General features: G+C 56.0%; 26 protein-coding genes. 5 read left to right on the top strand and 21 right to left on the bottom strand.

Annotated features, from left to right (window positions below; translation table 11 throughout):
• Nucleotides 1–104: 104 nt before the first annotated feature.
• Nucleotides 105–1,070, top strand: coding sequence for an EamA family transporter RarD (gene rarD / locus CAMM_RS05125; RefSeq protein WP_003845259.1), 966 nt, complete (start codon nt 105–107; stop codon nt 1,068–1,070).
• Nucleotides 1,071–1,118: 48 nt separating this feature from the next.
• Here rarD and CAMM_RS05120 read toward each other — a convergent pair whose 3' ends face one another.
• Genes CAMM_RS05120 through lspA form a run of 4 tightly spaced genes read right to left on the bottom strand, consistent with a single transcriptional unit; the run spans nt 1,119 to nt 3,390 of the window.
• Nucleotides 1,119–1,370 (bottom strand): hypothetical protein, encoded by a 252-nt coding sequence (locus CAMM_RS05120; protein WP_003845258.1) that lies wholly within the window; start codon nt 1,368–1,370, stop codon nt 1,119–1,121.
• Nucleotides 1,370–2,017 carry a hypothetical protein gene (locus CAMM_RS05115; RefSeq protein ID WP_147581045.1) on the bottom strand — a complete coding sequence of 216 codons (648 nt, stop codon included), beginning with the start codon at nt 2,015–2,017 and terminating at the stop codon, nt 1,370–1,372. Before CAMM_RS05115 ends, CAMM_RS05120 begins: the two co-directional genes overlap by 1 nt.
• Nucleotides 2,010–2,936, bottom strand: coding sequence for an RluA family pseudouridine synthase (locus tag CAMM_RS05110; RefSeq protein WP_003845256.1), 927 nt, complete (start codon nt 2,934–2,936; stop codon nt 2,010–2,012). Before CAMM_RS05110 ends, CAMM_RS05115 begins: the two co-directional genes overlap by 8 nt.
• On the bottom strand, nt 2,902–3,390 hold the full coding sequence (gene lspA / locus CAMM_RS05105; RefSeq protein ID WP_003845255.1) for a signal peptidase II: 489 nt from the start codon (nt 3,388–3,390) through the stop codon (nt 2,902–2,904). Before lspA ends, CAMM_RS05110 begins: the two co-directional genes overlap by 35 nt.
• 59 nt (nt 3,391–3,449) lie before the next feature.
• Here lspA and CAMM_RS05100 point away from each other — a divergent pair, with 59 nt between their 5' ends.
• A complete protein-coding gene (locus CAMM_RS05100) occupies nt 3,450–4,379 on the top strand; it encodes a hypothetical protein (protein WP_003845254.1) in 930 nt (309 codons plus the stop codon).
• A 23-nt stretch (nt 4,380–4,402) separates the two neighbouring features.
• Here CAMM_RS05100 and CAMM_RS05095 read toward each other — a convergent pair whose 3' ends face one another.
• Nucleotides 4,403–4,963 (bottom strand): WKL family lipoprotein, encoded by a 561-nt coding sequence (locus CAMM_RS05095; protein ID WP_003845253.1) that lies wholly within the window; start codon nt 4,961–4,963, stop codon nt 4,403–4,405.
• 136 nt (nt 4,964–5,099) lie between these two features.
• Here CAMM_RS05095 and CAMM_RS05090 point away from each other — a divergent pair, with 136 nt between their 5' ends.
• The gene (locus CAMM_RS05090) at nt 5,100–6,023 is read left to right on the top strand and encodes an asparaginase (RefSeq protein WP_003845252.1); all 924 of its coding nucleotides are present in this window, start codon (nt 5,100–5,102) and stop codon (nt 6,021–6,023) included.
• 32 nt (nt 6,024–6,055) lie between these two features.
• Here the strand turns inward: CAMM_RS05090 and CAMM_RS05085 are convergent, their stop codons facing one another.
• From CAMM_RS05085 to CAMM_RS05075, 3 genes are read right to left on the bottom strand one after another with little or no spacing between them, the layout of a single operon-like run.
• On the bottom strand, nt 6,056–7,390 hold the full coding sequence (locus tag CAMM_RS05085) for a DNA polymerase IV (protein WP_003845251.1): 1,335 nt from the start codon (nt 7,388–7,390) through the stop codon (nt 6,056–6,058).
• A gap of 10 nt (nt 7,391–7,400) precedes the next feature.
• Nucleotides 7,401–8,771 carry a xylulokinase gene (xylB, locus tag CAMM_RS05080; protein WP_003845250.1) on the bottom strand — a complete coding sequence of 457 codons (1,371 nt, stop codon included), beginning with the start codon at nt 8,769–8,771 and terminating at the stop codon, nt 7,401–7,403.
• Between the two features lie 39 nt (nt 8,772–8,810).
• Complete coding sequence (locus CAMM_RS05075; RefSeq protein ID WP_003845248.1) at nt 8,811–9,626, bottom strand: DeoR/GlpR family DNA-binding transcription regulator; 816 nt, start codon at nt 9,624–9,626, stop codon at nt 8,811–8,813.
• 142 nt (nt 9,627–9,768) lie between these two features.
• On the opposite strand from CAMM_RS05075, the gene CAMM_RS05070 reads away from it, so the two are divergent.
• Together CAMM_RS05070 and CAMM_RS05065 are read left to right on the top strand one after the other, a co-directional pair.
• On the top strand, nt 9,769–11,073 hold the full coding sequence (locus tag CAMM_RS05070; RefSeq protein WP_003845246.1) for an RbtT/DalT/CsbX family MFS transporter: 1,305 nt from the start codon (nt 9,769–9,771) through the stop codon (nt 11,071–11,073).
• An 18-nt stretch (nt 11,074–11,091) separates the two neighbouring features.
• Nucleotides 11,092–12,582, top strand: a complete 1,491-nt coding sequence (locus tag CAMM_RS05065) for a mannitol dehydrogenase family protein (protein ID WP_003845245.1) — start codon at nt 11,092–11,094, stop codon at nt 12,580–12,582.
• A 78-nt stretch (nt 12,583–12,660) separates the two neighbouring features.
• Here the strand turns inward: CAMM_RS05065 and CAMM_RS05060 are convergent, their stop codons facing one another.
• From CAMM_RS05060 to murC, 13 genes are all read right to left on the bottom strand, one after another.
• Nucleotides 12,661–13,461: an EamA family transporter gene (locus CAMM_RS05060; protein WP_003845244.1), complete on the bottom strand. Its 801-nt coding sequence runs from the start codon at nt 13,459–13,461 to the stop codon at nt 12,661–12,663.
• 69 nt (nt 13,462–13,530) lie between these two features.
• The gene (locus CAMM_RS05055) at nt 13,531–14,511 is read right to left on the bottom strand and encodes a MerR family transcriptional regulator (protein ID WP_003845243.1); all 981 of its coding nucleotides are present in this window, start codon (nt 14,509–14,511) and stop codon (nt 13,531–13,533) included.
• A gap of 5 nt (nt 14,512–14,516) precedes the next feature.
• Nucleotides 14,517–15,095 carry a HEAT repeat domain-containing protein gene (locus CAMM_RS05050; RefSeq protein ID WP_040354305.1) on the bottom strand — a complete coding sequence of 193 codons (579 nt, stop codon included), beginning with the start codon at nt 15,093–15,095 and terminating at the stop codon, nt 14,517–14,519.
• Nucleotides 15,096–15,138: 43 nt separating this feature from the next.
• Nucleotides 15,139–18,282, bottom strand: a complete 3,144-nt coding sequence (gene ileS, locus CAMM_RS05045; protein ID WP_003845241.1) for an isoleucine--tRNA ligase — start codon at nt 18,280–18,282, stop codon at nt 15,139–15,141.
• A gap of 303 nt (nt 18,283–18,585) precedes the next feature.
• Nucleotides 18,586–18,744: a hypothetical protein gene (locus CAMM_RS12920; RefSeq protein WP_003845239.1), complete on the bottom strand. Its 159-nt coding sequence runs from the start codon at nt 18,742–18,744 to the stop codon at nt 18,586–18,588.
• A 76-nt stretch (nt 18,745–18,820) separates the two neighbouring features.
• Nucleotides 18,821–19,906 carry a DivIVA domain-containing protein gene (locus tag CAMM_RS05040; protein WP_003845238.1) on the bottom strand — a complete coding sequence of 362 codons (1,086 nt, stop codon included), beginning with the start codon at nt 19,904–19,906 and terminating at the stop codon, nt 18,821–18,823.
• A gap of 217 nt (nt 19,907–20,123) precedes the next feature.
• Entirely contained in the window at nt 20,124–20,417 is a 294-nt protein-coding gene (locus CAMM_RS05035; protein ID WP_003845237.1) for a YggT family protein, read from the bottom strand.
• 88 nt (nt 20,418–20,505) lie between these two features.
• Nucleotides 20,506–20,952 carry a cell division protein SepF gene (locus tag CAMM_RS05030; RefSeq protein WP_003845235.1) on the bottom strand — a complete coding sequence of 149 codons (447 nt, stop codon included), beginning with the start codon at nt 20,950–20,952 and terminating at the stop codon, nt 20,506–20,508.
• A gap of 41 nt (nt 20,953–20,993) precedes the next feature.
• Nucleotides 20,994–21,710, bottom strand: a complete 717-nt coding sequence (locus CAMM_RS05025) for a YggS family pyridoxal phosphate-dependent enzyme (RefSeq protein ID WP_003845233.1) — start codon at nt 21,708–21,710, stop codon at nt 20,994–20,996.
• Nucleotides 21,711–22,439, bottom strand: coding sequence for a peptidoglycan editing factor PgeF (gene pgeF / locus CAMM_RS05020; protein WP_003845232.1), 729 nt, complete (start codon nt 22,437–22,439; stop codon nt 21,711–21,713).
• 21 nt (nt 22,440–22,460) lie between these two features.
• Nucleotides 22,461–23,705: a cell division protein FtsZ gene (gene ftsZ / locus CAMM_RS05015; protein WP_003845230.1), complete on the bottom strand. Its 1,245-nt coding sequence runs from the start codon at nt 23,703–23,705 to the stop codon at nt 22,461–22,463.
• Nucleotides 23,706–23,889: 184 nt separating this feature from the next.
• Entirely contained in the window at nt 23,890–24,549 is a 660-nt protein-coding gene (locus CAMM_RS05010) for a cell division protein FtsQ/DivIB (RefSeq protein ID WP_003845228.1), read from the bottom strand.
• Nucleotides 24,550–25,950, bottom strand: coding sequence for a UDP-N-acetylmuramate--L-alanine ligase (gene murC, locus CAMM_RS05005; RefSeq protein ID WP_050759781.1), 1,401 nt, complete (start codon nt 25,948–25,950; stop codon nt 24,550–24,552).
• Nucleotides 25,951–25,979 lie beyond the last annotated feature (29 nt).

Raw genomic sequence — 25,979 nt, 5'->3', positions numbered from 1 at the left:
AGTGCACTAGAGTAGCGTGCTAATTGCATAATACAAATGTGCGGTCTCCTGGGACTACTGTCGCCTAGGACCTGGGTCAGGTTTTTACTAATTCGGAGGGTTACATGCCATTCGCCATCGGGGCTTACTTATTGTGGGGAGTTTTCCCAGCATTTTTCCCTTTGCTGTTGCCAGCAAGCCCCCTGGAGATTTTGGCGCACCGCATCATCTGGACCGCGGTGCTCATTATTATCTATCTTGTAATCACCGGCACGTGGCGGGAACTGACCCAGCTTTCCGGGCGCACGTGGCTGTGGCTCAGCGCCGCCTCGGTGGCTATCACCATCAACTGGGGCACTTATGTCTTAGCTGTGAACTCCGGGCACGTGGCAGATGCGGCGTTGGGATATTTCATCAACCCACTAGTCTCCGTTGCTTTAGGTGTCATCATCTTAAAAGAGCAACTGCGCAAATTGCAGCTATCCGCCGTAGGCGTTGCGGCCGTCGCGGTGCTGTGGCTGACCTTTATGACCGGTGAAGGCCCCTGGATCTCCTTGCTTCTAGCGGCGTCCTTCGGCATTTATGGACTGTTGAAAAAGCAGGTCAATGTGTCTTCAGCTGGTTCTGTGGCCGCAGAGACTTTGGTGATGTCGCCAGTAGCGCTGATTTATATTGGCTATTTAAGCGTTAATGACCAGTCCACCTTCTTATCCGAAGGCCCAAGCCACACCGCCTTGTTGGTCGTGTCGGGCTTAATTACTGCCCTACCACTGATCCTTTTTGCCCAGGGCGCAAAGCTCTTGCCACTGTCCACCATCGGCATGCTGCAGTACGTCACGCCGACGATGCAGCTGCTGTGGGCAGTATTTGTCACCCAAGAGCACATGTCATCTGAGCGGTGGATTGGTTTTGTCATCATCTGGTTCGCGGTGGCGCTGTACATGATCGACCTGCTGCGCATCCGCCGAGAAGCACGCCGAGTGCAGTTGCCGCCGACAGTGACCGCCTCAGAGGTCGCGGAAGCCGAGAACTCTCCGAACGCAGCAGAACCCGCAGTTAATAGCGAGATACGCGAGGAGCCCGACAAATAGGCAAAAGTAAAAGCGCGCAGTAGCTAAGGCGCGCTAGCTATTTACGCCCTATTTACGCCAGGCGCGCTTGGCTTTTTCTTCTGTCTCGTCCAAGGCCCAGCTGGGCATCATCCACCCCAGAACTAGGCACACGATAAGACCTAACCCAAGCAGAACTTGTCCTTCCGCGGGCTGGTTGCCGAATACTAAAACGCCCAGGCAGACAAAGATGCCGGCGATGACCAGCACGTAGGCAAAGCGGTAATTTGCTGGCCAAGAAGAAAAGTTGCTGAGCTTTCTGAAGCTTTTCGGCCACGCCATTATCGCTGCCCTGCCTGTTCGGAAATGAGTGGACGAATACCAAACCCACCCCAGGCGGCATCATGCGGTGCGGCTTCCACTGCAAAGATGTCGGCGCCTTGTGCGATCTCTTCCAAGGTCTTGCCGTCCTCGTAAATAATCACTGAGTTAATCTTTTCCTTTGCAATCGCGCGGGTAAGCACGTCCACGCGGGTTTCCCCGTCGGTGGGCTCGGGAAGTTCAATGGGTCGGAAATCATCCTGCGCAATCACGGCGTTGACGCGCTCGGCGGCATCAACAGCTTGTGCTGCGGTCTGTGCATCCACAGCAGGGTCAAAAGTCACCAAAGCATAAGTCTCGCGCCGGGCGTCTTCCACGCTTTCTGCCGCGCGAGTCTGGTACTGCTCGGCAGATTCTTCTGGATCAGGGCCTAGTTGGTCCCCTTGCAAGCTTCGGGTGGGACCAGGCCCGCAGGCGCCGGCCAGAAATACGACGAGCACAAGTAAAAAGACCACGATGGCAATCGCAGCGACGCGACGCCGGCGATAAATCTCAGGCGGGTGCCGGCGAGCAACCTGCTGGGGCTTGCGCTGTCGAGACGCAGCAGCGTACGCGGACTCGCTTTGAGGCCGACGCCGATTGCCCGAGGAATTACCCTGATTAGCCACGAAGAACGTCCAAAGCGTGTTGGAGGTCATCCGGGTAGCTGGTTTCAATCTCAATCCAGCGGCCCGTGCCGGGGTGTTCAAAACCCAATTTAACCGCGTGCAGCCATTGACGAATCAGCCCCAGGCGCTTCGACAGATTCGGGTCAGAGCCATACATCGGATCCCCACAGCACGGGTGACCAGTCGCTGACATGTGCACGCGGATTTGGTGGGTGCGACCGGTCTCTAGGTGGACATCGAGAAGCGATGCCTCCCGGAATGCCTCGATCAAGCTGTAGTGGGTAATCGCGTGTTTACCGTCTTCGGTCACCGCGAACTTCCACCCCGAGGACGGATGGCGGCCGATGGGGGCATCAATGGTGCCCACGATGGGATCGGGTAATCCTTGCACTAGCGCGTGATAGGTCTTGTGCACGGTGCGTTCTTTGAAAGCGTTTTTTAACGCTGTATAGGCGCGCTCCGAGGAGGCCACCACCATCACGCCGGAAGTGCCGACGTCGAGCCGGTGCACAATCCCCTTGCGCTCTGGCGGGCCGGAATTGGAAATGCGAAATCCGGCGGCAGCTAATCCCCCAATGACCGTCGGTCCATCCCAACCCACCGAGGGGTGCGCTGCGACGCCGACGGGTTTATTGACTGCAATAATGTCGTCGTCGGAATAGACCACGTCCATTCCTTCCACTAATTCCTCTTTGGGAACAAGCGGTGCTGCTGGCTCCGGCAGGGTCACTTCCACCCACTGCCCGGCAGTGAGCCGATCGGATTTGGACACGGTAGTGCCATTGACCAGTACTGCACCCTCGGCGCATAGTTCTGCGGCCACGGTGCGGGATAAGCCCAACATCTTGGCCAAGGCTGCGTCGATGCGCAGGCCATCATTGCCTTCAGGAACTGGAAGGGTTCGAACTTCTCTGTTCATTTTTCGTCCTCCTTTCCTCAGTCAACATGGCAAGAATAAATACAATGACACCTACCGTAATGCAGGCATCAGCAATATTGAATACGGCAAAATTTCCCACCGAAATATAATCCACGACATGCCCGAACCAAAAGCCTGGTTCGCGCGCAAGCCGGTCCGTTAAATTGCCCAGTGCGCCACCTGCCAGCATAGCCAGCCCCACGGCTTCCCACCGGTCTTTTACCTTCGGTGCCGCAATGGCAACGCCAATGACAAAAGCCAATTGGATGGTGGTAAATAGCCAGGTGGAGCCCTCCCCACCCATGGAAAAGGCGGCGCCCGGATTAAACAAGAGATAAAACCGGAACCAGTCACCGATAATGGGGACAGCTTCCCCAGGATTTAGCCAGGTCAGCATGAGCTGTTTTACTGCTTGGTCAATCACTGCAATGGCAATAATGATCAAAGCCATCATCTTCACATTTGAGCGCACCTAATCCATTGTAGATGCAGCCATCCGGTAGGTTTGAATGCATGCGTGTGAAAGCTTCCATCATCGCCCTGGCGTTAGTACTGACCGGCTGTAGCTATGAGCCCCCGGGACCTGCGGTAGAACAAGCAGTCGCCGCTCCCGTCGACGCGGCACGCGTGACGGTCGAAGACGCCGGTAAGGGTGAAAAACGCGTCATCACCTATGAGGATATCGACTCTGAGCAAGATGTGTACTTCGAGCTCACCGAAGGTTTTTCACAAGATGTGGTTGACGCCGAAGTAGCCACAGACTTTGAATCCAGCACTCCCGAAGAAGCAACCACTGGGTTTAATCTCAACGCGGAAGTCTCTGAAGCTACCGATGACCCGGCGCAAACTCCGGCCACGCGCAACGCGTTTATGACCTTGACGTCGCCTACCTATACGGGAACGGAAGCGTTGAATATTGAATCCGGTGATGGCTTCCAATTTGGCTGGCGTGCTGACGACGCCGGGCAGGTCTCCTCCCTTCGCCTGGCAGCGCCGCAGTCTGCCAACGATGATGCCCGTTCCGTTTTGGAACAAGCCATCGTGGAGCTGACCTCGATGCCGATTGTCTTCCCTGACGAAGAAATTGGTGAAGGTGCCGTGTGGACGGTCGAGTCGCGTACCTCTGGTGATTCCACCTTGCTGCAAACCACCACGTTTACTCTGGATGATCTCACCGAGACCGGTGCTGAGCTTTCCATGGATATTAGCCAACGCCCCGCGCTGGGTGCCTTGGCCATGGAAGACGGCGGCGAATTAGAAGTCATGGATACCGAAACTCGTTCTACCGGAAATCTATCCGTTGATTTCTCCCAACCGCTGCCAACCAACGGTGATATCGACATCGCTACGCGCGTGTCCTATGGCACCGAAGAATCACAAATCCGCGTGTTGCAATCGACCAACACGCGGATGACATTTCGTCCGGTAGCGGATAATTCCTAACCACTACCGGCTCGAACTTTTAGTTACTGAGTAACTTCATTGGCGCCGGTATCGACGGTGCCATCAGTACACATTTCTGGTACCTGGTCTGGGGTAACCGTATTGGAAATCAAGGTACATGCCCAGGACTGGGATAGCTTCCAGGTGCCTTCTTCGAAGACGAACTCCACATTTTCAGCGGTTTGCGCTGGCTCTTCTGGGACGGTGAAGTTCACCGTGGCCAATACGGAATCAGGCGAGTAACCCGGAATGACTGGGTCTACGACCTCAAAGTCAGCGCCTGATTCAGCCTTGGATGCAGCCATGGTCTCAAACAGTTCCGGTGCGGTTTCGCCGCCCTGGACGGTCTTGACCTTTTCTTCTTGCGATGCTGCAGAATCCGTTGCGGTGCCCAAAATGGCGTTGAGATCGGTTGCGGTCGGCAACTCCGAGGACGGTGCGTCGGAGGATTCCTCAGCTTGAGTTTCTGGTGCAGCGCTGTCTGCCGAGTCTGCCGAATCAGATTCGGAATCAGAAGAGCACGCAACCAGTGCGGTAGCAGCGGTGGCGGCTAGGAAGCCGGCGGTCAGTTTACGAAAAATCAACTAATCTCCTTCAACGGTTTTATTCTTTGTCAATCCTACCGGCCACCTTGTGCGATATTGGAACCCACGTTGCAATTCACAGGGTTTCTTCAATCTTTTGCCCAATGACTTTACGCCTATGTTTTAAGCTAGCGTCATGTCGAAAACCATTGCTGTTATAGCCACCGGCGGCACGATCGCCTGCACCACCGATGACCACGGCGCCCTAGTGCCCACCATCTCCGCAGCCCAATTGGTCGAGGCGGCAACACACCTCATGGGCACAGCGGCAACAAAGGATATGGAATTTCGCCCCATCGATTCCGTGCGGCTGGATTCTTCGTCCCTGACGCTTACTGACTTAGACGATCTGCTCACCCGCGTACATGCGGTGTTGGAAGATACTGCGGTAGACGGAGTAGTCATCACCCACGGCACCGATTCCATGGAAGATACCGCCATGGCTCTATCGCTTTTCCACACCGGCGACAAACCCGTGGTGTTAACCGGTGCACAACGCGCCTTTGACCACCCGGATTCGGATGGTACCCGCAACCTTGCCGATGCCCTTGCTTACGCCACCCACGGCACGCCCGAAGTATCCATCCGCTTCGGCGGGCTCACCGTCCCAGCGCGCGGTGCATTTAAAGCGCACACCTCTGCGCTCGATGCCTTTCACTCCACACCGCAGCACATCCGCGACTACCCCACCCTTCCCCTGACACCATTGGCGGGTTTAGAGGTGGTCATCATCTCCGCGTGGCCAGGTGCACCGCGCATGCTTGTCGATGCCGCCGTGTCCTCTGGTGCCCACGGCATCATCATCGAAGCTCTCGGATCCGGCAATATGGGATCGCAGATGGGCGACGGGGTCAACGACGCCCTCGAGGCTGGTATCCCCGTGCTCATTACCAGCCGGGTTCCTGAAGGATCCGTCGCGCTGGCCTATGGCGGCAGCGGCGGCGGCGCCACGTTGGCACGCGCGGGTGCATTAGGCACAGGACATCTGCGCGCCGGGCAATCCCGGATGGTGCTGCTAGCAGCTTTGGCCACCGAGACCGATGTTGCCGAGCTGCTGTAGCTAAACCGCCGCAGCGGTAGCTGGTTATCTCGCTAGAAGTCCATATCTAGATCATCGATATCCCACGCTAAGGAATCAATCGGGTCCGCGGGTTGTAGTTTGTCATCATCGGCAGCGAAGGATTTAAATGGCCCAGGGCCAGTTGCCCGGGTTTCAAAGCGCACGCTGACGAACCCGTGCCCGGTACCTTGAATCCATCCGTGACCGTACTCAGGGTGAAAGACATCTTGGGTGGCATGCCAGGTGCGGTCGGCCACGGTGGTTTCTTCATCGAAGCGGGTTTCCGTGCTCACCATCGCTTGGTCGAGCTCTGGGAACAGCACATCCTGGCGTTCTGCTTCAAGCCCGGAAAACCCGACGCCGACCAGGCGAATGGGGCCTAGTTCTGCCGGGTAGCGCGCTAGAGAGTGCATGGCTTTGCGCAATGTCGCGATGTCATCGGTGGCATAGGCTAAGGTCAACGACCTTGTCTCACTGTGAAAATCGGCCATGCGCATTTTCACCGTCACCGTGCGTGCCCCGCGGCCATCTTTAAGAAGACGGCGGTGCGCGCCGGTTAGCGCACGTTCCAAGGCACGGTCTACTTCGTCCTTAGAGGTTAAATCTTCCGGGTAGGTGTGCTCGGCGGATACCGACTTGGATTCCGCGCGCGGTGCTACGGGGCGGTCATCGACCCCGCGGGCCATCGCCCATAGCGAGGGGCCGATGGTGCTGCCGAGGATGATTTCTACCTCACGCTGGCTCAGCCGTGCCAGATCGCCAATGGTATTGACACCAATCGAGTGCAATTTGGTGGCGGTAACAGGGCCGACGCCCCAGAGCTCATCCACGTCTAATGGGTGCAGCATCTCTTCTTGCTTATCGGCGGGGATGATAAACGCGCCATCCGGTTTAGCTTGGCCCGAGCCAATTTTGGCAAATTGCTTTCCCGATCCGGCCCCAATGGAAGCAGGTAGCCCCACGTCCTCGCGAATGGCCGCGCGAAGCTCATGAGCCCATGCTTCGACTTCTTCGGGGCTGGCGCCGACTAGCTCGGCGGGTTCCATATAGGCCTCATCGATACTGAGCTGTTCGACTAATTCGACGTGGGATTCGATGTAGTGAAATACGCGTTGCGACGCCAGCCTGTAGACCTCAAAGCGTGGGCGCACCACGACTGCTTTGGGGCCTACTAGTTGTTGGGCGCGGTACATGGGCATGGCCGAGTGCGCGCCGTATTTCCGGGCTTCGTAGGAGGCACCGGCGACGACGCCGCGTCCGGACATGCCGCCGACCAGAACTGGTCGGCCCATGAGTGTTGGCCGGGTCAGTTGCTCACACGATGCGAAGAACGCATCCATATCAATGTGCAGAACCCAACGTTGCATACCAACAAGTCTAGAAGTTCGCGGTCAAATCCCGAATTTCTTGGTATCGGGCCACGGTGTCCGGGTTCGATTCTCCTTGATAGGTCGTCAAGCCAGCCATCTCCCACCGCGGTGGATTTTTCTCACCCGATAGCGCCCATGCTGCTTGGCGCGCTGCACCCAACGCAACGTATTCGCCGGGAGCGGGAAGAACTACATCGACGCCGAAAATGCTCGGTGCCAGCTGTTGCATAGCTTTACTGCGCGCAGCCCCACCGGTTAGCAGGACACGCTTGGCCTTGTGCCCCATGGCGTTTTCTACCGCATTGATGGCATCGAGCATGGAACACAACAACCCTTCAACAACCCCGCGGGCAAAATCCTCGCGCGTGGTATCGGTACGAAGTCCAGTTAACAGTCCCGTTGCGTGTGGGCGATTGGGGGTGCGCTCGCCGTCAAAATACGGCAATAAGGTCACTGTGGAATTGCCCGCCAACGCCATCTCGGATAAACCGTGGTGATCCACGCCCACAAGGTTGGCAGCGAAGTCCAACACTTTCGCGCCATTAAGCGTGCAAGCCAGCGGCAAATATGCACCGGTGGCATCCGCAAACCCGGTTACCAATCCGGTGGCGTCGTGCACGCTCGTCTCACTCCACGCACTGGCCACGCCCGAGGTGCCGACCGAAACGCACACATCCCCGGGTTGGAGATCTAGTCCCAGGGCTGCAGCCATATTATCGCCGGTACCGGCAGCAATCGCCGCGCCGGTCGAGGTGCGACCGACAATCTCATTGGGTTCTGCAATGCGGGGCAGCTGCACGCTGTGTCCCAGAAATTGCTCGGCGAGCTCAGGGACAAAGCGCCGCTCACGCGTAGAGTAATACCCGGTTCCGGAGGCATCACCGTGGTCGGTGGTCAATTCCTCACGCCCGCCCAAATGCCACGTCAAATAGTCATGCGGCAAGACCACTTTGGAGACGCGTTTGGCATTATCTGGCTCATTATCGCGCAGCCAGCGCATTTTGGTGCCCGTAAAAGAAGCCACGAGCACCGAACCGGTTAAGTCAACGGTGTCTTGGGCGCCGCCTAATTCATCGACAAGCTGCTGTGCGGCATCTGCTGAGGAGACGTCGTTCCACAACATAGCCTCGCGTACGGTGTTGTTATCTTTATCTAAAGTGACCATGCCGTGCTGTTGTCCCGCAACGGCGACGGCATCTGCTTTTTCTACAAGCCCAGCGGTTGCTTCCTCCAAGGCCTCAATCCACTGCGCAGGATCTACCTGGGTTCCTCCCGGGTGCCCGGCGCGGGCCTGGTCAACTATCTCGCCCGAAGAGGCATCAACTAACACTGCTTTGCATGACTGGGTGGAAGAGTCAATGCCTAGAACATAAGTCATCGTGGATTCTCGCTCTATCTTTATCTCTGGCTACGTCAGCTACTTGAGCACCGAAGGCGGCGGCAACGTTGGGGTGGGCAGGGCAGTATCAACTAAATGCAGTCTGGCTCTGGATTCTTCCAGCAATTCACGCTGTTCATCATCGAGGTTATTGTCCATGATGATGTCATCGAATTCGCTCAACCGGGCTACGAAATGCATGCCGACGTTATCGAATTTCGAAGAATCTGAGACCAAAATCTTGCGCGTTCCTAAGCGCACAAACGCGGATTTGGTAATCGCCGCGTCTTCATCCGGATGGTAAATCCCAGCGGCATTAATGCACGTGGTCGACACAATCGATACCGTAGCATTTAACCGCTGCACGGCAGCGCAGGTGGCTTGGCCCAAAAAGGAGTCCGTTTCCTGGCAGTACCTGCCACCTGCCCCGGTCAGTGCGACCTGCGGGGCTTGGGCCGCTACTTGATTCAGCACGCGCAGGGAATGGGTAATGATTCCCATGGGCTCTGCTTCTAAGACTTCGGGCAGGCAAAATTCCACCGTGGTGGAATCATCCAAAGCCACGATATCTCCGGCGGACAACAACGAAGCCACCTGCGTAGCTAACGCCTTTTTCACACCGATATTGGTCTCGCGACGTGTTTCCACGTTGGTTTCAGCAAATTCTGGCTCCAGAAATTGTGCACCACCGCGCACGCGCTCAATCTGGTTATCGTCGGCCATGGCATCTAAGTCACGGTGGATGGTCATAATGCTCACGCCGAGGCGTTGTGCCAGCTCATCTACTCGCGCGTGCCCGGCATGGCGCACGATATTGAGGATTTCGGCCCTGCGGATATCTACGGGGCTCGCCATGACTGCACCTTTACTTTCTTCACCATTTCTGTGAATTTTAACATCCAATCTGTTATTTATAACATGCGTTTGTTAAATTCATGTTAGTTTAGTCTGCATCACAGAGTGTGACGATGTCCTTTACTGAAATGGAGTCTATTACATGTCACAGGAACCAATAGTTGAAAGACTAGGTATTCCGCGACCGCTCATCTGGGGCTTTATCGGTCTTGCCATCTTCATGATTGGCGATGGCGTGGAAACTAATATCTTGGAGCCCTTCCTCTCCTCCGAACACGGCTTTACGGTCTCCCGCGCCGGCCTGCTGGTCACCGTCTACGGCATTGCCGTGGCAATTGCCGCATTCTTTGCCGCAGCACTGTCAGATCTGTGGGGCCCGCGCAAGGTGATGGCACTGGGCGCGGGAATCTGGGTCGTCTTTGAGCTTGCCTTCTTGCTCTTCGCGTTAACAAGCAGCTCCACCTCGCTGATCTTTTTAAGCTACGGGCTGCGCGGGTTTGGCTATCCACTCTTTGCCTATGGCTTTTTAGTGTGGATTACTGCGGTCTCCCCGGCCGATAAGCTCGGCACCGCCACCGGCTGGTTCTACGTGGCCTTTTCCGCCGGCCTGCCCACCCTTGGTGCACTCACCGCGACGATTTCCATGTCTTGGTTTGATCTGAGCTTCTACGAAACCTTGTGGGTCTCCCTCGTCTTAGTCATCATCGGTACCGCGTTTGCACTTATCGGTGTCAAGGAACGCATCGGCCGCGCGGCTTTGGTGGATAACCCCGAGGATGTCTCGGAAACCTTGGGCGCATCTTTCAAGTTGCTGATTAAAGACCGCCGCGCACGCTTTGTGGTCTACATCCGCACGATTAACTCCATCCCCACCTACGCCATGGCGGTGTTCTTCCCTGCCTACTTCACCGAGCGCCTGGACTGGCCGCTGGCGTGGTTTTTGATTCTCACCACCGTGATTTACGCGGTTAACCTGCCCTTTAACCCGTTCTATGGTCGCATTGGCGATAAATTCGGCTGGTCGAAAACCACCGTGTGGGCCGGTGCCGTCTCCTGTGGCGTGACCTTGGCGCTGGTCTACTTCGTCCCGATGATCTCCGTGGATCTGGGCTTGCCGGACGGCCTAGGCTTTGGTCTCACCTTGGCATGCGGTGCACTCTTCGGAGTCTCCCTGGCAGGGTTTGTGCCACTGTCCCCCATCGCCGTATCGCTCAACCCGGAGCGCCCTGGTGCAGCCATGGCAGCGTACAACCTGGGCGTCGGCGGCGCAGTTGCCGCCGGCCCCGCGCTGGTAGCAATCTTCTACCCACTGGTCGGCGCAACCGGCCTCATCCTCATTTTCCTCGCGCTATTTGCCGCAGCTGCCGTTATGGCACACAGTCTGCGCGGTACCCAGCCCGGCTTTGACGGCGTACCTGCTGTTAAATCACTGACCGAAGTTTCTTAAAAAGGAGCCCATTTTCTTATGACCACCACCATCCAGCTGTCCCAACAAACCCTGTCTGACTTGCCAGTTGTCGGGCCAGACTATGACCGCTCGCAGGTAAGCGCCGGTGTTGTGCACTTCGGTGTCGGCGGGTTCCACCGTGCGCACCAGGCGTTGTACATCGATAAACTCATGCGCCAAGGCGATGCCATGGACTTTGGCATCATCGGCATGGGGGTTATGCCCTCTGATGTGCGCAGGCGTGATGCGCTCAAAGGCCAAGACTGCCTGTATACGCTCACGGAAAAGACCCCGGACGGGCAACACTCTTCGCGGGTGATTGGCTCCATCATTGACTACATTTATGCCCCAGAAGACCCAGCTGCTGCAGTTAGTGTGCTTGCCGATGCCGCCATCAAGATTGTCTCCTTAACCGTTACCGAGGGCGGGTATAACTTCGACCATGTCCGCGGTGAGTTCAACTTCGACAATCGTCACGTTGCCGCTGATATTGCGGATTTAAAAGCCGGCAAGACCGATGAACTGCGTACGTTCTACGGGCTGATTACCGCCGGCCTTATCGCACGACGTGCCGCAGGCACCGTGCCTTTTACCGTGATGTCCTGCGATAATATCCAGGGCAACGGCGAGATGGCACACCGGATGTTTTTGTCTTTTGCTGGCGCTATCGATGCCGAGCTTGCACAGTGGATTGATACCCACGTGCCATTTCCTAACTCCATGGTGGACCGCATCACCCCGGAGACCACCGATGCTGACCGGGCAGAGCTGCCTTACGACGATGCCTGGCCAGTAGTCTGTGAAGACTTTACCCAGTGGGTCTTAGAAGATAAGTTTGCTGCTGGCCGCCCGGCGTTTGACAAGGTCGGCGTGGAATTAGTCGATGATGTCGTGCCCTATGAGCTGATGAAGCTGCGTCTGCTCAACGCCTCGCACCAGGGGTTGTGCTACTTCGGCTACCTGGCCGGGCACCGCTACGTCCACGATGTCATGGCGGATCAGCGCTTTGCTGACTTCCTGCTGGCGTATATGGAACAAGAAGGCACCCCATCGCTGCGCCCGCTGCCCGGGGTGGACTTGGATGCCTACCGTCACCAGCTCATCGCGCGTTTTGGCAATGCGGCGATTAAAGACACCGTGGCACGCTTGTGCGCCGAATCCTCCGACCGCATTCCGAAGTGGCTATTGCCCGCTGTCCGCGAAAACCTTGCGACCGGCCAAGCACCCGTGACATTGTCCGCTGCGATCGTTGCCTCCTGGGCGCGCTATGCCGAAGGCGTCGACGAGCACGGCCAACCCATTGATATCAACGACCGCATGGCTGAGCGTTTGAAAGAAAATGCCGCCGGTAACCGCGAGGATATCCTGGCGTTTTTGCGCGACCACGAAGTCTTTGGCGATCTGGTTGATAACGCCGAATTCACCGAGGCGTACGCCGCTGCCCTGCGCAGCCTGCATGAGGTGGGCTCTGAGGCCACCTTGGATGCATTGCTCGCGGCACATAACTAACCGCTTCTGACTAGAAAAGTCGACCAAGGCCATATGCTTGGTCGACTTTTCTGCGTTTTCTTGTGTTGTTCCCGTGGCCTAATTCGGGCGCAGGGCTACCGCCACCATGATGAGAATGATGCCGATAACCTCTGCGGTTGTCAGCCACTGCCCCAGCGCAATAGCACCAACGACGGCCGCAACGACCGGCAAAATAGCTTGCAGCAGCGCAAATAGACTAGGCCCCGCCATGCGGATAACAATCTGGTCCAAACTATAAGGAATAGCGGCGGATAACAGACCCAATCCTGCGGCCAAGCCCAGCACGGTCAGGCCTGGAATGCCGGGATCTTCAGGCCAGATAAGCACCATGACCGGCAGCGCCAGCAGCCCGGCGTATAAAAAGCCCACCGCCATAGAATGCCGCGAGCTTTCCTTATCCACAGAGATATGGCTGGAAATGACGATATAGCCGGCCCAGAATAGTCCGGCCGCGAGCGCCCACATAATGCCGACGGCATTATCCGACCAGGTGGCACCGGAAATCACAATGACGCCCAGCGCGGCCAGGATAAGCGCTACCCAATCGCGACCGCGCCGGGAGCCCCACGCGGCAACCAGGATGGGGCCTAGAAACTCAATCGCCACTGCCGTACCCATGGGAATATGGTTTAACGATTGGTAGAAGCTCATATTCATGGCCATCGTCATCACGCCATAAATGGCGGCATTGCGCCCGGCCTTGCCACCAAAAGCACGCAAGGTGGGCCGGTATAAGACCAGCAAGATTACACCGGCGGCAGCAACGCGGAACCAGGCCACGATGACCGGGGAAAAGTTTTCAAATAACCCCACCGCAACAGCCGCGCCCGCGTATAAAGACGCGCCGGCGACCGCCATGACTGCTGGCGCAGCAAGACTCGATTGACTTGGATTCCTCACACTCAGGGATACTACTAGCTCGGCGATTTAGCGAGCACTCGCCCGGGCATTCAAGATGGCTGTGGCAGTTAACGCAACCGCCGGTGTCGGATCCGCAACTAGTTCGCGGAGCACGTCATCGGAACCGGCAAACTCCGCTAAAGCCTGCACCAGCCGGGCGCGTTGTGCTGGCAGCACATGGTCATCGTTAAGTAATGCGCTAATGGTGCTTAAAGCTTTATCCTGCCAGCTACTTGCCTGCGCCACAGTATCTGCGGCAGCAGTATCATGGTCACCGTCAACGATCATGCGCATTAACTCTTCGAAAGCTTGCTGCCCACCGCGCTCTCCCAGCGCTAGTGCTGCCGCGCCTCGCACGGAGGCTTCAGGATCATCCAGCGCACCCAGCAAGTGCTCATCTGTGCCTTTTGCCCGTTCAATAATGCGTACGGCCCGAAGGCGCACCTCGGGATTATCATGCTGAAGCGCTGCAACAACCTCAGCTAAAGCTGTAGGCCCTGCACGCAACACTGACCAGGACAAGGCTCCTGCTACGTTGGCGTTGTCTTCGTCCAAGGCCAAGCGCGCGACGTGGCGTGGATCGGCAGTCGGTTCAAGCCGCATCACAGAATCTTGGCGCAGCGAGGGCACCTGCGAGCGCAAGTTGTGCAGCAGGTTCATAACTTCCAATGCCGCTGGCCAATCACGTACTTGGGATTTCTTTACTGCACGCAGCTGGTCATACAGGCGCTTTTCCTCGCGCAACCGGCGCCGGGATTCCACAAGCAGTTCATCGAGAACATCGGTAAAGGAAAACTTTGGGTCATCCAGCGCGTTTTTTACCTCCGCCATACTCAGTCCTAATCCGCGTAGGCCTTCAATGTGAAAGATTGTCTCAATATCCTCCGCATCATATTCGCGGTACCCAGCACTGGTTCTCACCCCAGGATCAATAAGTCCTTGTTTTTCGTAATAGCGCAGCATTCGCGCGCTCACGCCGGTTTCTTCGGCTACTTGCCCAATCCGCATGTCTTTTAATCTTGCCCATCGGGACCTAAAGCGGCAAGCTTCCGTGCGAAATCACTACTGAGTTCATCATGTGCATCGGGGTTATCCATCAGTGCCAACACGTGGCGCGCATGTGTAGCTAGCGCTGCCACGCGGTTGCGCGATGCAAAGCTTAACGATGCCAATGCGCGGCTTAAACTCCGCTGCGTATCAATATCACCGCGCCCCAGCTCTTGGATAAGCTCCGCAACGAGGTAGTCCACCTGATTATCGGGCACTGCTGCCACTGCTACGCGCCACGCTGTCGTACGGACCTCAATATCCTCGTCGTGAAGCATCGCTGCCGTAATAACTGACCAAGTATCCGGGTGTGCAAGTTTGCTTAAGGTGTGAAGGACCTGACTGCGCCCGTCTGGGTTATCGAGGGCGCGCACCAGTAAGGGATAGCTCGTGGTTACCGGATGTCGAGTAATAGCCCACGTAAGCATGTCCCGGACGAAAAAGTCCGGCTCCTTACCAAGCTGAGCAATAAGCAGTGGTAGATCGCCGGACTGGGGGTTAGTACCCATCGCTAGTGCACGGCGCAGGCGAAGAGAAGAATTCATATCTTCATCTCACAACCTGACACCGTGTCAAGGTCAATGGTGACTAGTTTTTCATCACCGTGGCAGTAACACCAGTCATGACCTCGTGGACCTCGCCATCCACAGGCTCCGCGGTGACCTGGAAATCTGTCGCCAAGGTTTCTGCCGCGATGTGGTCTGCGTGACGGGTGGCCCAGTCCTGCTTATCAGCTGGAACGGACAAGACCACCTTGATGCGGTCCGAGACCTCAAAGCCGGACGACTTACGGGCATCTTGCAGGCCACGGATAACATCCGCTGCCCAACCTTCGGCTTCGAGTTCCTCGGTGACCTCAGTGTTGAGAACAACCAGACCATCGAGGCCACCGATGCGTGCGGTGGACTTCGGGTCCGCTGCCTGCAGGCGCTCGGTGTATTCCTCAGGGCTTAGGGTGATATCCCCATCGACGACAACGTCATCGCCCTCGCGGGTGTAGTTGCCGGCCTTGAGGTTTTTAATCGCGCGCTGCACATCCTTGCCCAAGCGTGGACCTGCAACCTTCGCGTTGCAGACCACCTCGAAGGTACCGACAGAATCCACATCATCAGTCAAGAGAACTTCCTTGACGTTGACCTCGTCGCGCAGGATGTCCTTGAACGGATCCAGCTGCGCAGAATCTGCCACAGCCACGGTTAATGCTGGCAGTGGCAAGCGGTTGCGCAGCTTATTGGATTTACGCACCGAGCTAGCAGCAGACGCTACCGCCCGGGTGGTATCCATGGCTTCCACCAACGCAGCATCCGCTGGGTAGTCTTCTGCCTGCGGGAACGGGGTCAAGTGCACGGAGCGCTCACCAGTGAGACCACGGTAGATGACCTCAGAGATATGCGGCAGCAATGGCGCAACCGCGCGAGAGACCGTGTGCAGCACCGTGTACAAGGTGTTGAATGCCTCTGGATGTGCTTCCTGGCCTTCCCAGAAACGGTCGCGGGAACGACGCACGTACCAGTTGGTCAACGCATCAGCGAATAGGCGCACTTCATTCGTCGCGGTGGAGATATCCGTATTCGCCAGCGCCGTGTCGACATTTTTGACCAGGTCATGGGTCTTGGCCAAGATGTAGCGATCCAGCACGTTTTGCGATGAGGTATCAAACTTTGCTTCTTCCGAGGCGTACAAGTTCAAGAAGGTGTACGCATTCCAGATGGGCAACGGTGCCTGGCGCACGCCATCACGAATGCCTTGCTCGGTGACAATCAAGTTGCCGCCGCGCAGAATTGGCGAGGACATCAAGAACCACCGCATGGCATCCGAGCCATCACGGTCAAAGACTTCATTGACGTTTGGGTAGTTGCCCTTGGACTTGGACATCTTCAGTCCGTCATCACCCAACACGATGCCGTGGGCGACGACCTTCTTAAACGCCGGGCGGTCAAAGAGCGCGGTGGACAATACGTGCAGCAGGTAGAACCAGCCGCGGGTTTGTCCGATGTATTCCACGATGAAGTCGGATGGTGAGTGGGTATCAAACCATTCCTTGTTCTCAAATGGGTAGTGCACCTGCGCAAAAGGCATGGAACCGGAATCAAACCACACGTCCAACACGTCTGGCACACGACGCATCATCGACTTACCGGTGGGGTCATCTGGGTTTGGACGCACCAATTCATCAATGTGTGGGCGGTGCAAAGACTTTGGACGCTCGCCAAAGTCACGCTCTAGTTCATCGAGTGAGCCGTAGACATCAATGCGTGGGTACTCATCATTATCCGAGAGCCACACTGGGATCGGTGATCCCCAGTAGCGGGTACGGGAGATATTCCAGTCGCGTGCGCCTTCCAGCCACTTGCCGAACTGGCCATCGCGTACGTGCTCTGGCATCCACTCGATCTCATTGTGGTTAAGCTCCACCATGCGGTCACGGATCGAGGTCACGTCGACGAACCACGCTGGCATGGCCTTGTAGATCAATGGCTCACCGGAGCGCCACGAGTGTGGGTAAGAGTGCTCAATGGTGACGTGGCGGATAACGCGGCCCTTGGCCTTGAGGTCCCGGATGATGTCCTTGTTGGCATCAAAGACCAGCTGGCCTTCATATTCTGGGGTCTGAGAGGTGAACTTGCCGTCATCATCGACAGGCATAACCAGCTCAATGCCGTACTTGGCGGTGGTTGCCATATCGTCTTCACCAAAGGCCGGAGCCTGGTGGACAACACCGGTGCCGTCTTCGGTGGTGACGTAATCAGCCAGCAGGATCTGGAAAGCGTTGGGCTGATCCTTGAAGTAATCAAAGATCGGCTGGTAGGTAATGCCTTCGAGTTCAGAGCCCTTGAAGGTCTTCAAAACCTCGTGGTCCTCGCCGAGTTCCTTGGCATAAGACGCGATGAGGTTTTCTGCCAGCACAAATTTCTGACCGGTAAATTCGGTATCGCCACCGACGCGCACCAAGGCGTAGTCCACGTCTGGGTGCACGGCCAGGGCCAGGTTGGATGGCAAGGTCCATGGCGTGGTCGTCCATGCTAAGAATGCAGCATCTGCCAATTCTTCTGGAGCATTGCCGGTAACAGGGAAAGTCACCGTCAGCGTCGGGTCCTGACGCATCTTGTACGAGTCATCCAGGCGGGTTTCCTGGTTGGACAACGGGGTGTGCTCAGCCCAGGAATAAGGCAGCACGCGGAAGCCCTGGTAGATAAGACCCTTGTCGTACAAAGTCTTAAAGGCCCAGATGACAGACTCCATGTAATTCGGGTCCATCGTCTTGTAGCCGTTTTCGAAATCTACCCACCGTGCTTGACGGGTGACATATTCTTCCCACTCATCGGTGTAGCGCAGGACGGACGAAGCACAGTACTCATTGAACTTCTCCAGGCCCATGTCTTCGATCTGGCCTTTATCCGTAATACCCAGCTGCTTTTCCGCTTCCAGCTCCGCGGGCAGGCCGTGGCAGTCCCAGCCGAAAACACGGGGTACGTAATTTCCGGCCATGGTGCGGTAGCGCGGAACGATATCTTTAACGTAACCGGTCAGCAGGTGGCCGTAGTGCGGCAGGCCGTTGGCAAAAGGAGGGCCATCATAAAAGATGTACTCTGGCTTGCCTTTGCTTTGATCTAAAGAAGCCTGAAAAGTGTCATCCTCAGCCCAGAACTTCTGGACTTCTGCTTCCATTTCCGGGAATTTTGAGGAACCGCCGGTTAAATCAACCTTCGGATAAACATGTCCTACGTCCATTAATTAATCCTTCACTTCGTCAATGTGTGTTTCTACAGGGACGCACTGTTGTACGCGGTACCACCCTGCTTGAGCTTTAAAAAGCCCCACTTGATTGGCAGTGAAGGATATCTCGGTCCCACCCGTCCGGTTCTACTCGGCAATCAACATGCCACGCTGCAAGCTTAAAAGTACGCTTGCTTTGCTTATCGATGCTTTTCTTCCGAAATGCTCCCCGGTGATTGCCGGATCAGTGCATACGCTGCTTACTTTACACCTATCGTCAAATTCTGCCTACCTGGAATACCGAAACAATCCAGGTTCCTAGCGTTTGGACTTTTGGTACCAATCGATAATGAACAGCACCAGCCCTGCCGCGGCAGCCACAAAGACAATAACCAGTGACCACGTTGCAGCCGACAAGATGTAGTTAACAAAGGCAATAAACGCTACGAGAGCAAGAACTAATGCTGCAATGAGCACGTCAATCTCCTATCAACGCAAACACCCCCGGGCTACAGAATTCCTACTGCAGCGCGGGGGCATCCATTGTGCTTTATTAGTTAGCGTCCTTGGAAACGTCACCGTTTGGTGCCGCAGAACCACGGGACTCAAGCTCATCCAACTGGGACTGGAGCAAGGTCTTCAAACGAGTGCGGTATTCGCGCTCGTAGGTACGAAGCTCCGCGATACGGTTTTCCAGCGCGGTCTGCTGGGTCTTGATCGTGGTCATAACTTCGTTGTGCTTCTTGGTAGCTTCTGCCTCAAGTGCAGCAGCCTTATCCTCAGCCTGACGGATTTGCGCCTCGGCACGGGAGTTAGCCTCAGACTCGGTCTGCTTAGCCTTAGCCTCGGCATCCGAAATCATCTTCTTGGAGCGGGTATCCGCCTCAGACAGCTGAGTGGACGAACGGGACTCGGCGTCAGCCAACTGCTTCTCCGCAGCCTCACGTGCCTCAGACAGCATGGAGTCAGACTCCGCGCGTGCCTCATTGGACAAGCGGTCTGCCATATCTTGGGCAAGGCCCAAGATGCGAGCAGCCTGCATGTGGGTTTCTGGAGTTGCTGCGCCGGTGGTGCCGGCAGCAGCACCTGCGGTAGCGCCGGTGGTGGCAGCGGCAGCTGGAGCAGCAGAAGAGGAAGCCTTGGAAGACTTCAGCTCAGAGTTTTCCTTCTTCGCAGCTTCGAGGTCCTTCTTGGCAGCCTCGAGTTCCTGGCGAACCTTAGCGGTCTCATCCTGAGCAGCCTTAACCTCAGCGGTGTTATCTGCAGGAACCGGTGCAGCAGCAGGCTTCGCGGTCTTGGCCTTATTAGCCTCAGCCTTAGCCTTGGATGCTTCTTCCTTGGCCTTGTTGACCTCGGACTTGGCATCTGCCAACTTCTTTTCGTATTCTGCGCGAAGTTCGGACTCAACGGACTTGCGTACGGAAGCCTCGTCTACAGCAGGTGCAGCGGCAGCAGCCTTGGTCGAACCAGAGCCATCTTCAATTTGCTTCTGAAGCTCGTAGTTCTCATCTTGGAGCTGGGCTAGGGCATCCTCAACGAGATCGAGGAACTGATCCACCTCGTCTTCGTTGTAGCCACGCTTGCCTATAGGCGGCTTGCTGAATGCGACATTGTGTACGTCAGCGGGTGACAGTGGCATGGACTTCTCTTCCCCTTCAAGTCGGTCGAACTCCGGTGACCCGAAGTACTTCGTTTCCCTTTCACCTTAATGGACTTTGCCTATGAAGACATTGTCATATCAGCGAAAAGTTCAAATAATGTACGTTTTCTAAATCTAAACTACTAGGTTACTTAATTCTAGTTAAAACGTCTGCGTTTCTACGGGTTTCTACAGCTTTTATGCAAGAAACTCGCGGCTACATGATGAAAATCATCTGCACAAGGAACTGCAACAGCTGCAGAATGATAAATAGCACCAACACAGACATATCGAGTGCGACGCCACCCATTTGCATAGGTGGTACCAACCTTCTTAACGCCCTCACCGGTGGATCTGTTATCACGAACAGCGGTTCAGCGATAACCATGAACCAACGCGGCGGATTAAATTGGCGCGAGAAAGACTGGATCATCTCAATAATGATGCGGATAATCAGCACTAAGGTATACAGCCTTAGCAATGCGAGCAGAATGATTCCGAATGCAGTCACGCGTCAACCCTATCAGCAGTAGTTAAAACCCACACAACCCCACCTATAGGGGTGGGGTTGGCATCTCTATCAAGGTCTAGATTTGGTTTTAGCGAAGGCCGGCGACGTCTTCGAGTTCTACCGTTGGGATAACTGCACCCTCAGGCAAAATCGCGAACACACGACGATCGGTATCCATGTCGCGGGTCAGATTGAGCATCTTGCCGCGCAACCCGAAGCAAAGACCAGCAGCAAAATCAATGAAGCGCTTAGCAACATCGAACTCTGCGTCAGTTACTTCAAAGACCACTGCGTCGCCATCGCGAAATGGTTCGCCAATCTTCTGCGCCTGGTTGAAAGCAACAACAGTGACAGCAACGATGGTTGGTTCGTACTCAGGTTCTGCAATGGTGTGAGCATATGCAGATGGACGCGGGGCGTACGCTGCCGAGCCTTGAGTCTCGTAGCGTGGTTCGTCAGCGTAGTACGCGTCGTCTACGCCTGCCTCGGGTTCACCGAGACCGAAAAATTCTTTGGTCTTTACCAAAAAAGACATTCATTACTCCCTTTGAGATGCCGGGTATTTATCGTTGACTTTTAACCTAGTGGCCGGGCTCCCATAATTCCGGTTCCGACACGCACGATATCTGTGCCTGACGCAATTGCATCAGCTAAATCTGCGCTCATTCCAGCAGACAACTTCATGGTGCGTTCGAGCTGCTCACCCAGCTTATTAGCAAGCTCGCGGACGGTGGTAAATACTTCTTTTGCATCAGTGTCTAGCGGCGGAACCACCATCAGCCCACGAAGATCTAGGTTAGGCAAATCCTCAATGATTTGGGCTAGTTCTGCTACCCCGTCAAGGGGTACTCCCCCGCGTGCGGTATCTCCATCAAAGGAGACTTGGATGAAAACCGGGAGGACATCGCGCCCTGCGTTTTCTACCCCGCGGTTTAAAGCCACGGCGAGCTTTTCCGTATCTACCGAATGCACTGAATGTGCCCACCGCGCAACATGGTTAGCCTTTTTGGTTTGTACTTGCCCGATCATGTGAAAGTGAACATCGGAAAGCTCTTCGGCTTTCGCACGTGCTTCTTGCTCGCGGTTTTCTGCGACATCGGTAATGCCGAGTTCGGCAAGTAGAGCAATATCTTCGGCCGGATGAAACTTCGTCACCGGCAGCAGTTCCGGCACGGTATCGCGGCCAGCCTCATGCGACAGCTTCTCAATGAGCTGGCGAGTTTCTTTCAAGCCGGCTGCTAATTCTTCACGTCGGCTGTCGACACTGCGCGTATCGGCAGAACTAGTGGTCATTTATTTCTCCTCCTCGAGCCAAATGAGGCCCGCTTGACGGCCGGTTTTTCCTTCCCGGCGGTATGAAAAGAAGTCTGTATCTTCAATGGTGCAACGCGGGTCCGCTTCAATAGCAGTCACGCCCTTGCTCATCAGCTGCCGAATGAGACCAGCGCGGACATCAACACCCCACGTGCCTTTGGTGGTTCGGGTCTTCGAGCCTGGCAAATGTGCTTCAACATCGTTAGCCATATCCTCTGGGACTTCGTAGTTTCGCCCTGAGGCAGCTGGTCCCAAAAGAACTTGGATATTGGCTGGCGTTGCTCCTAGTTCCACCATAGCGTCAATCGTATTGGACACGATTCCGTTGCGAGCTCCCATTCGTCCCGCATGCGCTGCGGCCACTACTCGGGCCTTGGTATCTGCAAGCAGCACGGGCACACAATCTGCGACAAGTACGCCGAGACCCAGCCGTGGCGTGGTGGTGACGATAGCATCGGTAGCTTCGACGGGCACGGAGGTGGAGCTATCCACGACGGTGACGGTATTGGTGTGGAGCTGTTCCATCCAGATGATGTTGTCTACCCCAGTGACCTTGGCTAATCGTTGACGGTTGGCGGCAACGGCGTCGGGGTCATCTCCGACATGGTCACCGAGGTTAAAGGACTGGTATGGCGACGCCGAAGCCCCGCCGGCACGGGTTGTAAACACCATGCGGACGGGGCGGAAGGTTTCCTCGTTAACTGGCATGCATCCAGACTAGCGCGTTATTTAGCGCATGAAGTCTGGCACGTCCAGATCGTCGCCACCTGCGCGTCGACGATCACGGTCTGGCTCGCGTTCACGGCCGTAGTCACGACCGCGCTCGCGTTCTTCTTCGCGGCTGGTAAATAGTCCAGAGCCCGAAGGACGTGAGTGCCGTGGTTCATACCGTGGCTCTTCACGGGTTGGCTCAGCCTGTGGTTCTGGGACGTCGCGGTTATCAAACAAAGAGCCTGGACGAGATTCGAGCTTGCGCTCTTCTGGTTCCTTCTCCGCAGCCTTTTGGTTCTTCGCGCCCTGCAGATTAGCTTCTGCATCGAAGCCGGTAGCAATGATGGTCACGCGGACTTCATCGCCCAAGTTGTCATCGATGATGGTACCGAAGATGAGGTTGACGTCTTCATCAGCCTTTTCTTGGACCATGATGGCAGCCTGGTTGACTTCCTGCAGGCCGAGGTCGGAACCGCCGGCAACGGATAGCAGAACGCCCTTGGCGCCTTCCATGCTGGATTCCAGCAACGGAGAGTTAATAGCTTGTTGTGCAGACTGCATCACGCGGTCATCACCGCGTGCCGAGCCAACACCCATCAATGCCGAACCGGCATCAGACATGACCGAGCGAACGTCGGCGAAGTCGACGTTGATCATGCCAGGGATAAGAATCAGGTCGGAAATACCCTGAACACCATTGTGGAGGACTTCATCGGCTGCGCGGAAGGCTTCCATCATGGACAGGTTTTCATCGCCGAGCTGCAGCAGTCGATCGTTTGGAATAACAATCAACGTGTCACATACCTCGCGCAGAGCTTCGATGCCCTCTTGCGCCTGTCGGGTACGACGGTTGCCCTCAAAGCGGAATGGCTTGGTAACAACACCAACGGTCAAAGAACCTTGCTTCTTCGCGATGGAAGCAACAACGGGTGCAGCACCTGTACCAGTGCCGCCGCCCTCACCGGCAGTAACGAAGACAAGGTCTGCGCCAGCGAGTGCGTCTTCAATTTCGGACTTGTGATCTTCAGCAGAGGTACGCCCCACCTCTGGGTTTGCGCCTGCGCCCAGGCCGCGGGTGAGCTCACGCCCAATATCAAGCTTGACGTCAGCATCGGAAAAGAGCAGAGCCTGGGAGTCAGTGTTGATGGCAATGAACTGAACGCCCTTGAGGCCCTCTTCAATCATGCGGTTAACGGCGTTTACTCCGCCACCACCGACACCGACTACCTTGATGTCCGCGAGGTTATTACTTGGAGTGGTCATTAGAGGCGCTAGCACCTTTCGTTCGTGGAATGTCTGGTTCGTCAACGAGGAATCGACGCGTTGATTCCATCATCGACGACACCGCTGTAATTTTCGGGTTCATTTCGCCGCGTGTCGCTACCCTCAACCTTGGGTTTAGAGTTGCTGACATGCGGTTTTGCTCGTCCCCCAGCATACGGTGAAGTCAGGGTCGGCTGACAAGTGAGGGGTTAGAAATATTCCAATTATCGCCCTCCATCTGCAAAACCGTAGCTAGTGCGCGCGCCTTATCTTCATTGTCTTCATTGGCACCCCACGTGATGGTTCGTCCATCGTCCATATACACGCGCATGACATAAGGCTCGACGACGTCGACGCGCTCAATGGTCCGGCGTAATTCTTCGGGAATCGCCGTAATCACATCAACTGGATCTGACAAAGTTTCAGGATCCCATTCACCGGTGATCTCCACTGCTTCTGCCGGTGGCTGATCGATAATAAATTCACGACCGTCGGTATCAATCAAGTGCGGGCCATCATCCGCATCCACATAGGCCGCTACTTTGCGTTCATCAAGCTCAACAACCAAGGTATTAGGCAGGCTACGCCCCACTGTGGCGGCAGATACCCACGGTAGGTCGACCACTTTTTGCGCAACGTCGTGTGCATTGATCCGCAGCAGGTTCGCGCCATCAGGCACGCCCGCTGCTTCTTCGATCTGTTCATTGGTCAAATGCTCATTGCCGGTGATTTCCACGTTATTGACGCGAAACACCGGGAAGAAATACACGGCCAAACCTACGACCACAGCAATTGCGACAATAATGCCCACAATTTTGGCGATGAGCTGAGAAGAAATTTTCATCTAGCCTTGGATCTCCTCCAAAATTTCGGCCGCTTGCAGCGTCACGGAGCCAGCGCCCATGGTCAACACCAAGTCATTACTGTTGGTCATTTCCGCCACTGTCTGGCGTGCAGCCGAGAAATCTGGTTCGTAGGTGACATCGACGTCATCTGCGATCTTATCGCTGATGATCCGTGAGGACACTCCCTCGACCGGTTGTTCGCGCGCGCCAAAGATATCGAGCAGCACCACGGCATCGGCAAGCGACAATGCTTTAGCAAATTCATTCGCAAACTCAATCGTGCGCGAGAACAGGTGCGGCTGGAAGCACACGACAACACGCCCGCCCAGGCCTTCAGCAGTCACCTTTTCGCGTGCCGCACCGAGTACTGCAGCAACCTCTGTGGGGTGGTGCGCATAGTCGTCATAAACGCGGATATTGTCGCCGGCGGTGCCGCGGTATTCAAAGCGACGGCGCACACCGGTAAAATCGCTCAAGCCTTCAGCCAAAGCCTGTGCCTTGGCCCCGGCAAGTTCACCAGCGATGAGTGCAGCGGCCGAGTTTAACACCATGTGGTGTCCGGGAATCTGCAAGTCATAGCTGACTTCGCCGGATGGAAGCTTGACGGTCACCGCCGTGGTTTCGCGTCCTACTTCTTCAGTGAGAATCTCCGCCCCTGGTGTGATATCAGGATGTTGGGCCAGGGCTTTCGAAGAGCCGTAACCCACAACCTGCACGCCGCTTTCTACGGCGCGACGGCCGAGTTCTGCAGCGTGCTCATCTTCGACGCAGACAATCAGCGTGCCATTGGGCTTGATGCGCTCAGCGAAATCATCAAAGACCTGGAAATAAGCCTCTGCAGATCCGAAGTAGTCCAGGTGGTCAGGCTCAATATTGGTAATGACCGCGATATCGGGGTCATAGCGCAACAGCGAGGCGTCAGACTCATCGGCTTCGGCCACGAAGATGTCATCCTTGCCGTGATGGGCATTAGTGCCGGCACGGTTGAGCTGCCCGCCAATAGCAAATGACGGGTCTTTGCCCGCAGCCTGCAAGGCAGAGACCACCATCGACGTCGTCGAGGTCTTGCCGTGGGTGCCAGCTAGCAGGACCTGAGTGCGGTCTTGCATGAGCTCGGCTAAGAGGTCAGAGCGGCGAATGACAGGAATATCTGCCTCCCGTGCTGCCACCAGCTCCGGATTATCTTGCGGAATAGCGGCAAAGGAAGTGACCACGACGGTGGGCTTTTGCCCCAGCAAGTCTAAGTTTGCTGCCTTGTGGGTGACGGATACCTTCGCGCCCATGGTGCGCAGAACTTCTACTGGAGTGGAGTCTTTGACATCAGAGCCGGATACTTCCATCCCGCGTGAGAGAAGAATGCGCGCGAGACCGGACATGCCGGAACCGCCGATGCCAATCATGTGCACGCGCGAGAGTTCGATTGGGGTAA

The sequence above is a fragment of the Corynebacterium ammoniagenes DSM 20306 genome, from assembly GCF_001941425.1.
Lineage (GTDB): Bacteria > Actinomycetota > Actinomycetes > Mycobacteriales > Mycobacteriaceae > Corynebacterium > Corynebacterium ammoniagenes.
Note: the sequence above shows the minus strand (reverse complement) of the source record. Positions and strands in the feature narration are given on the sequence as shown.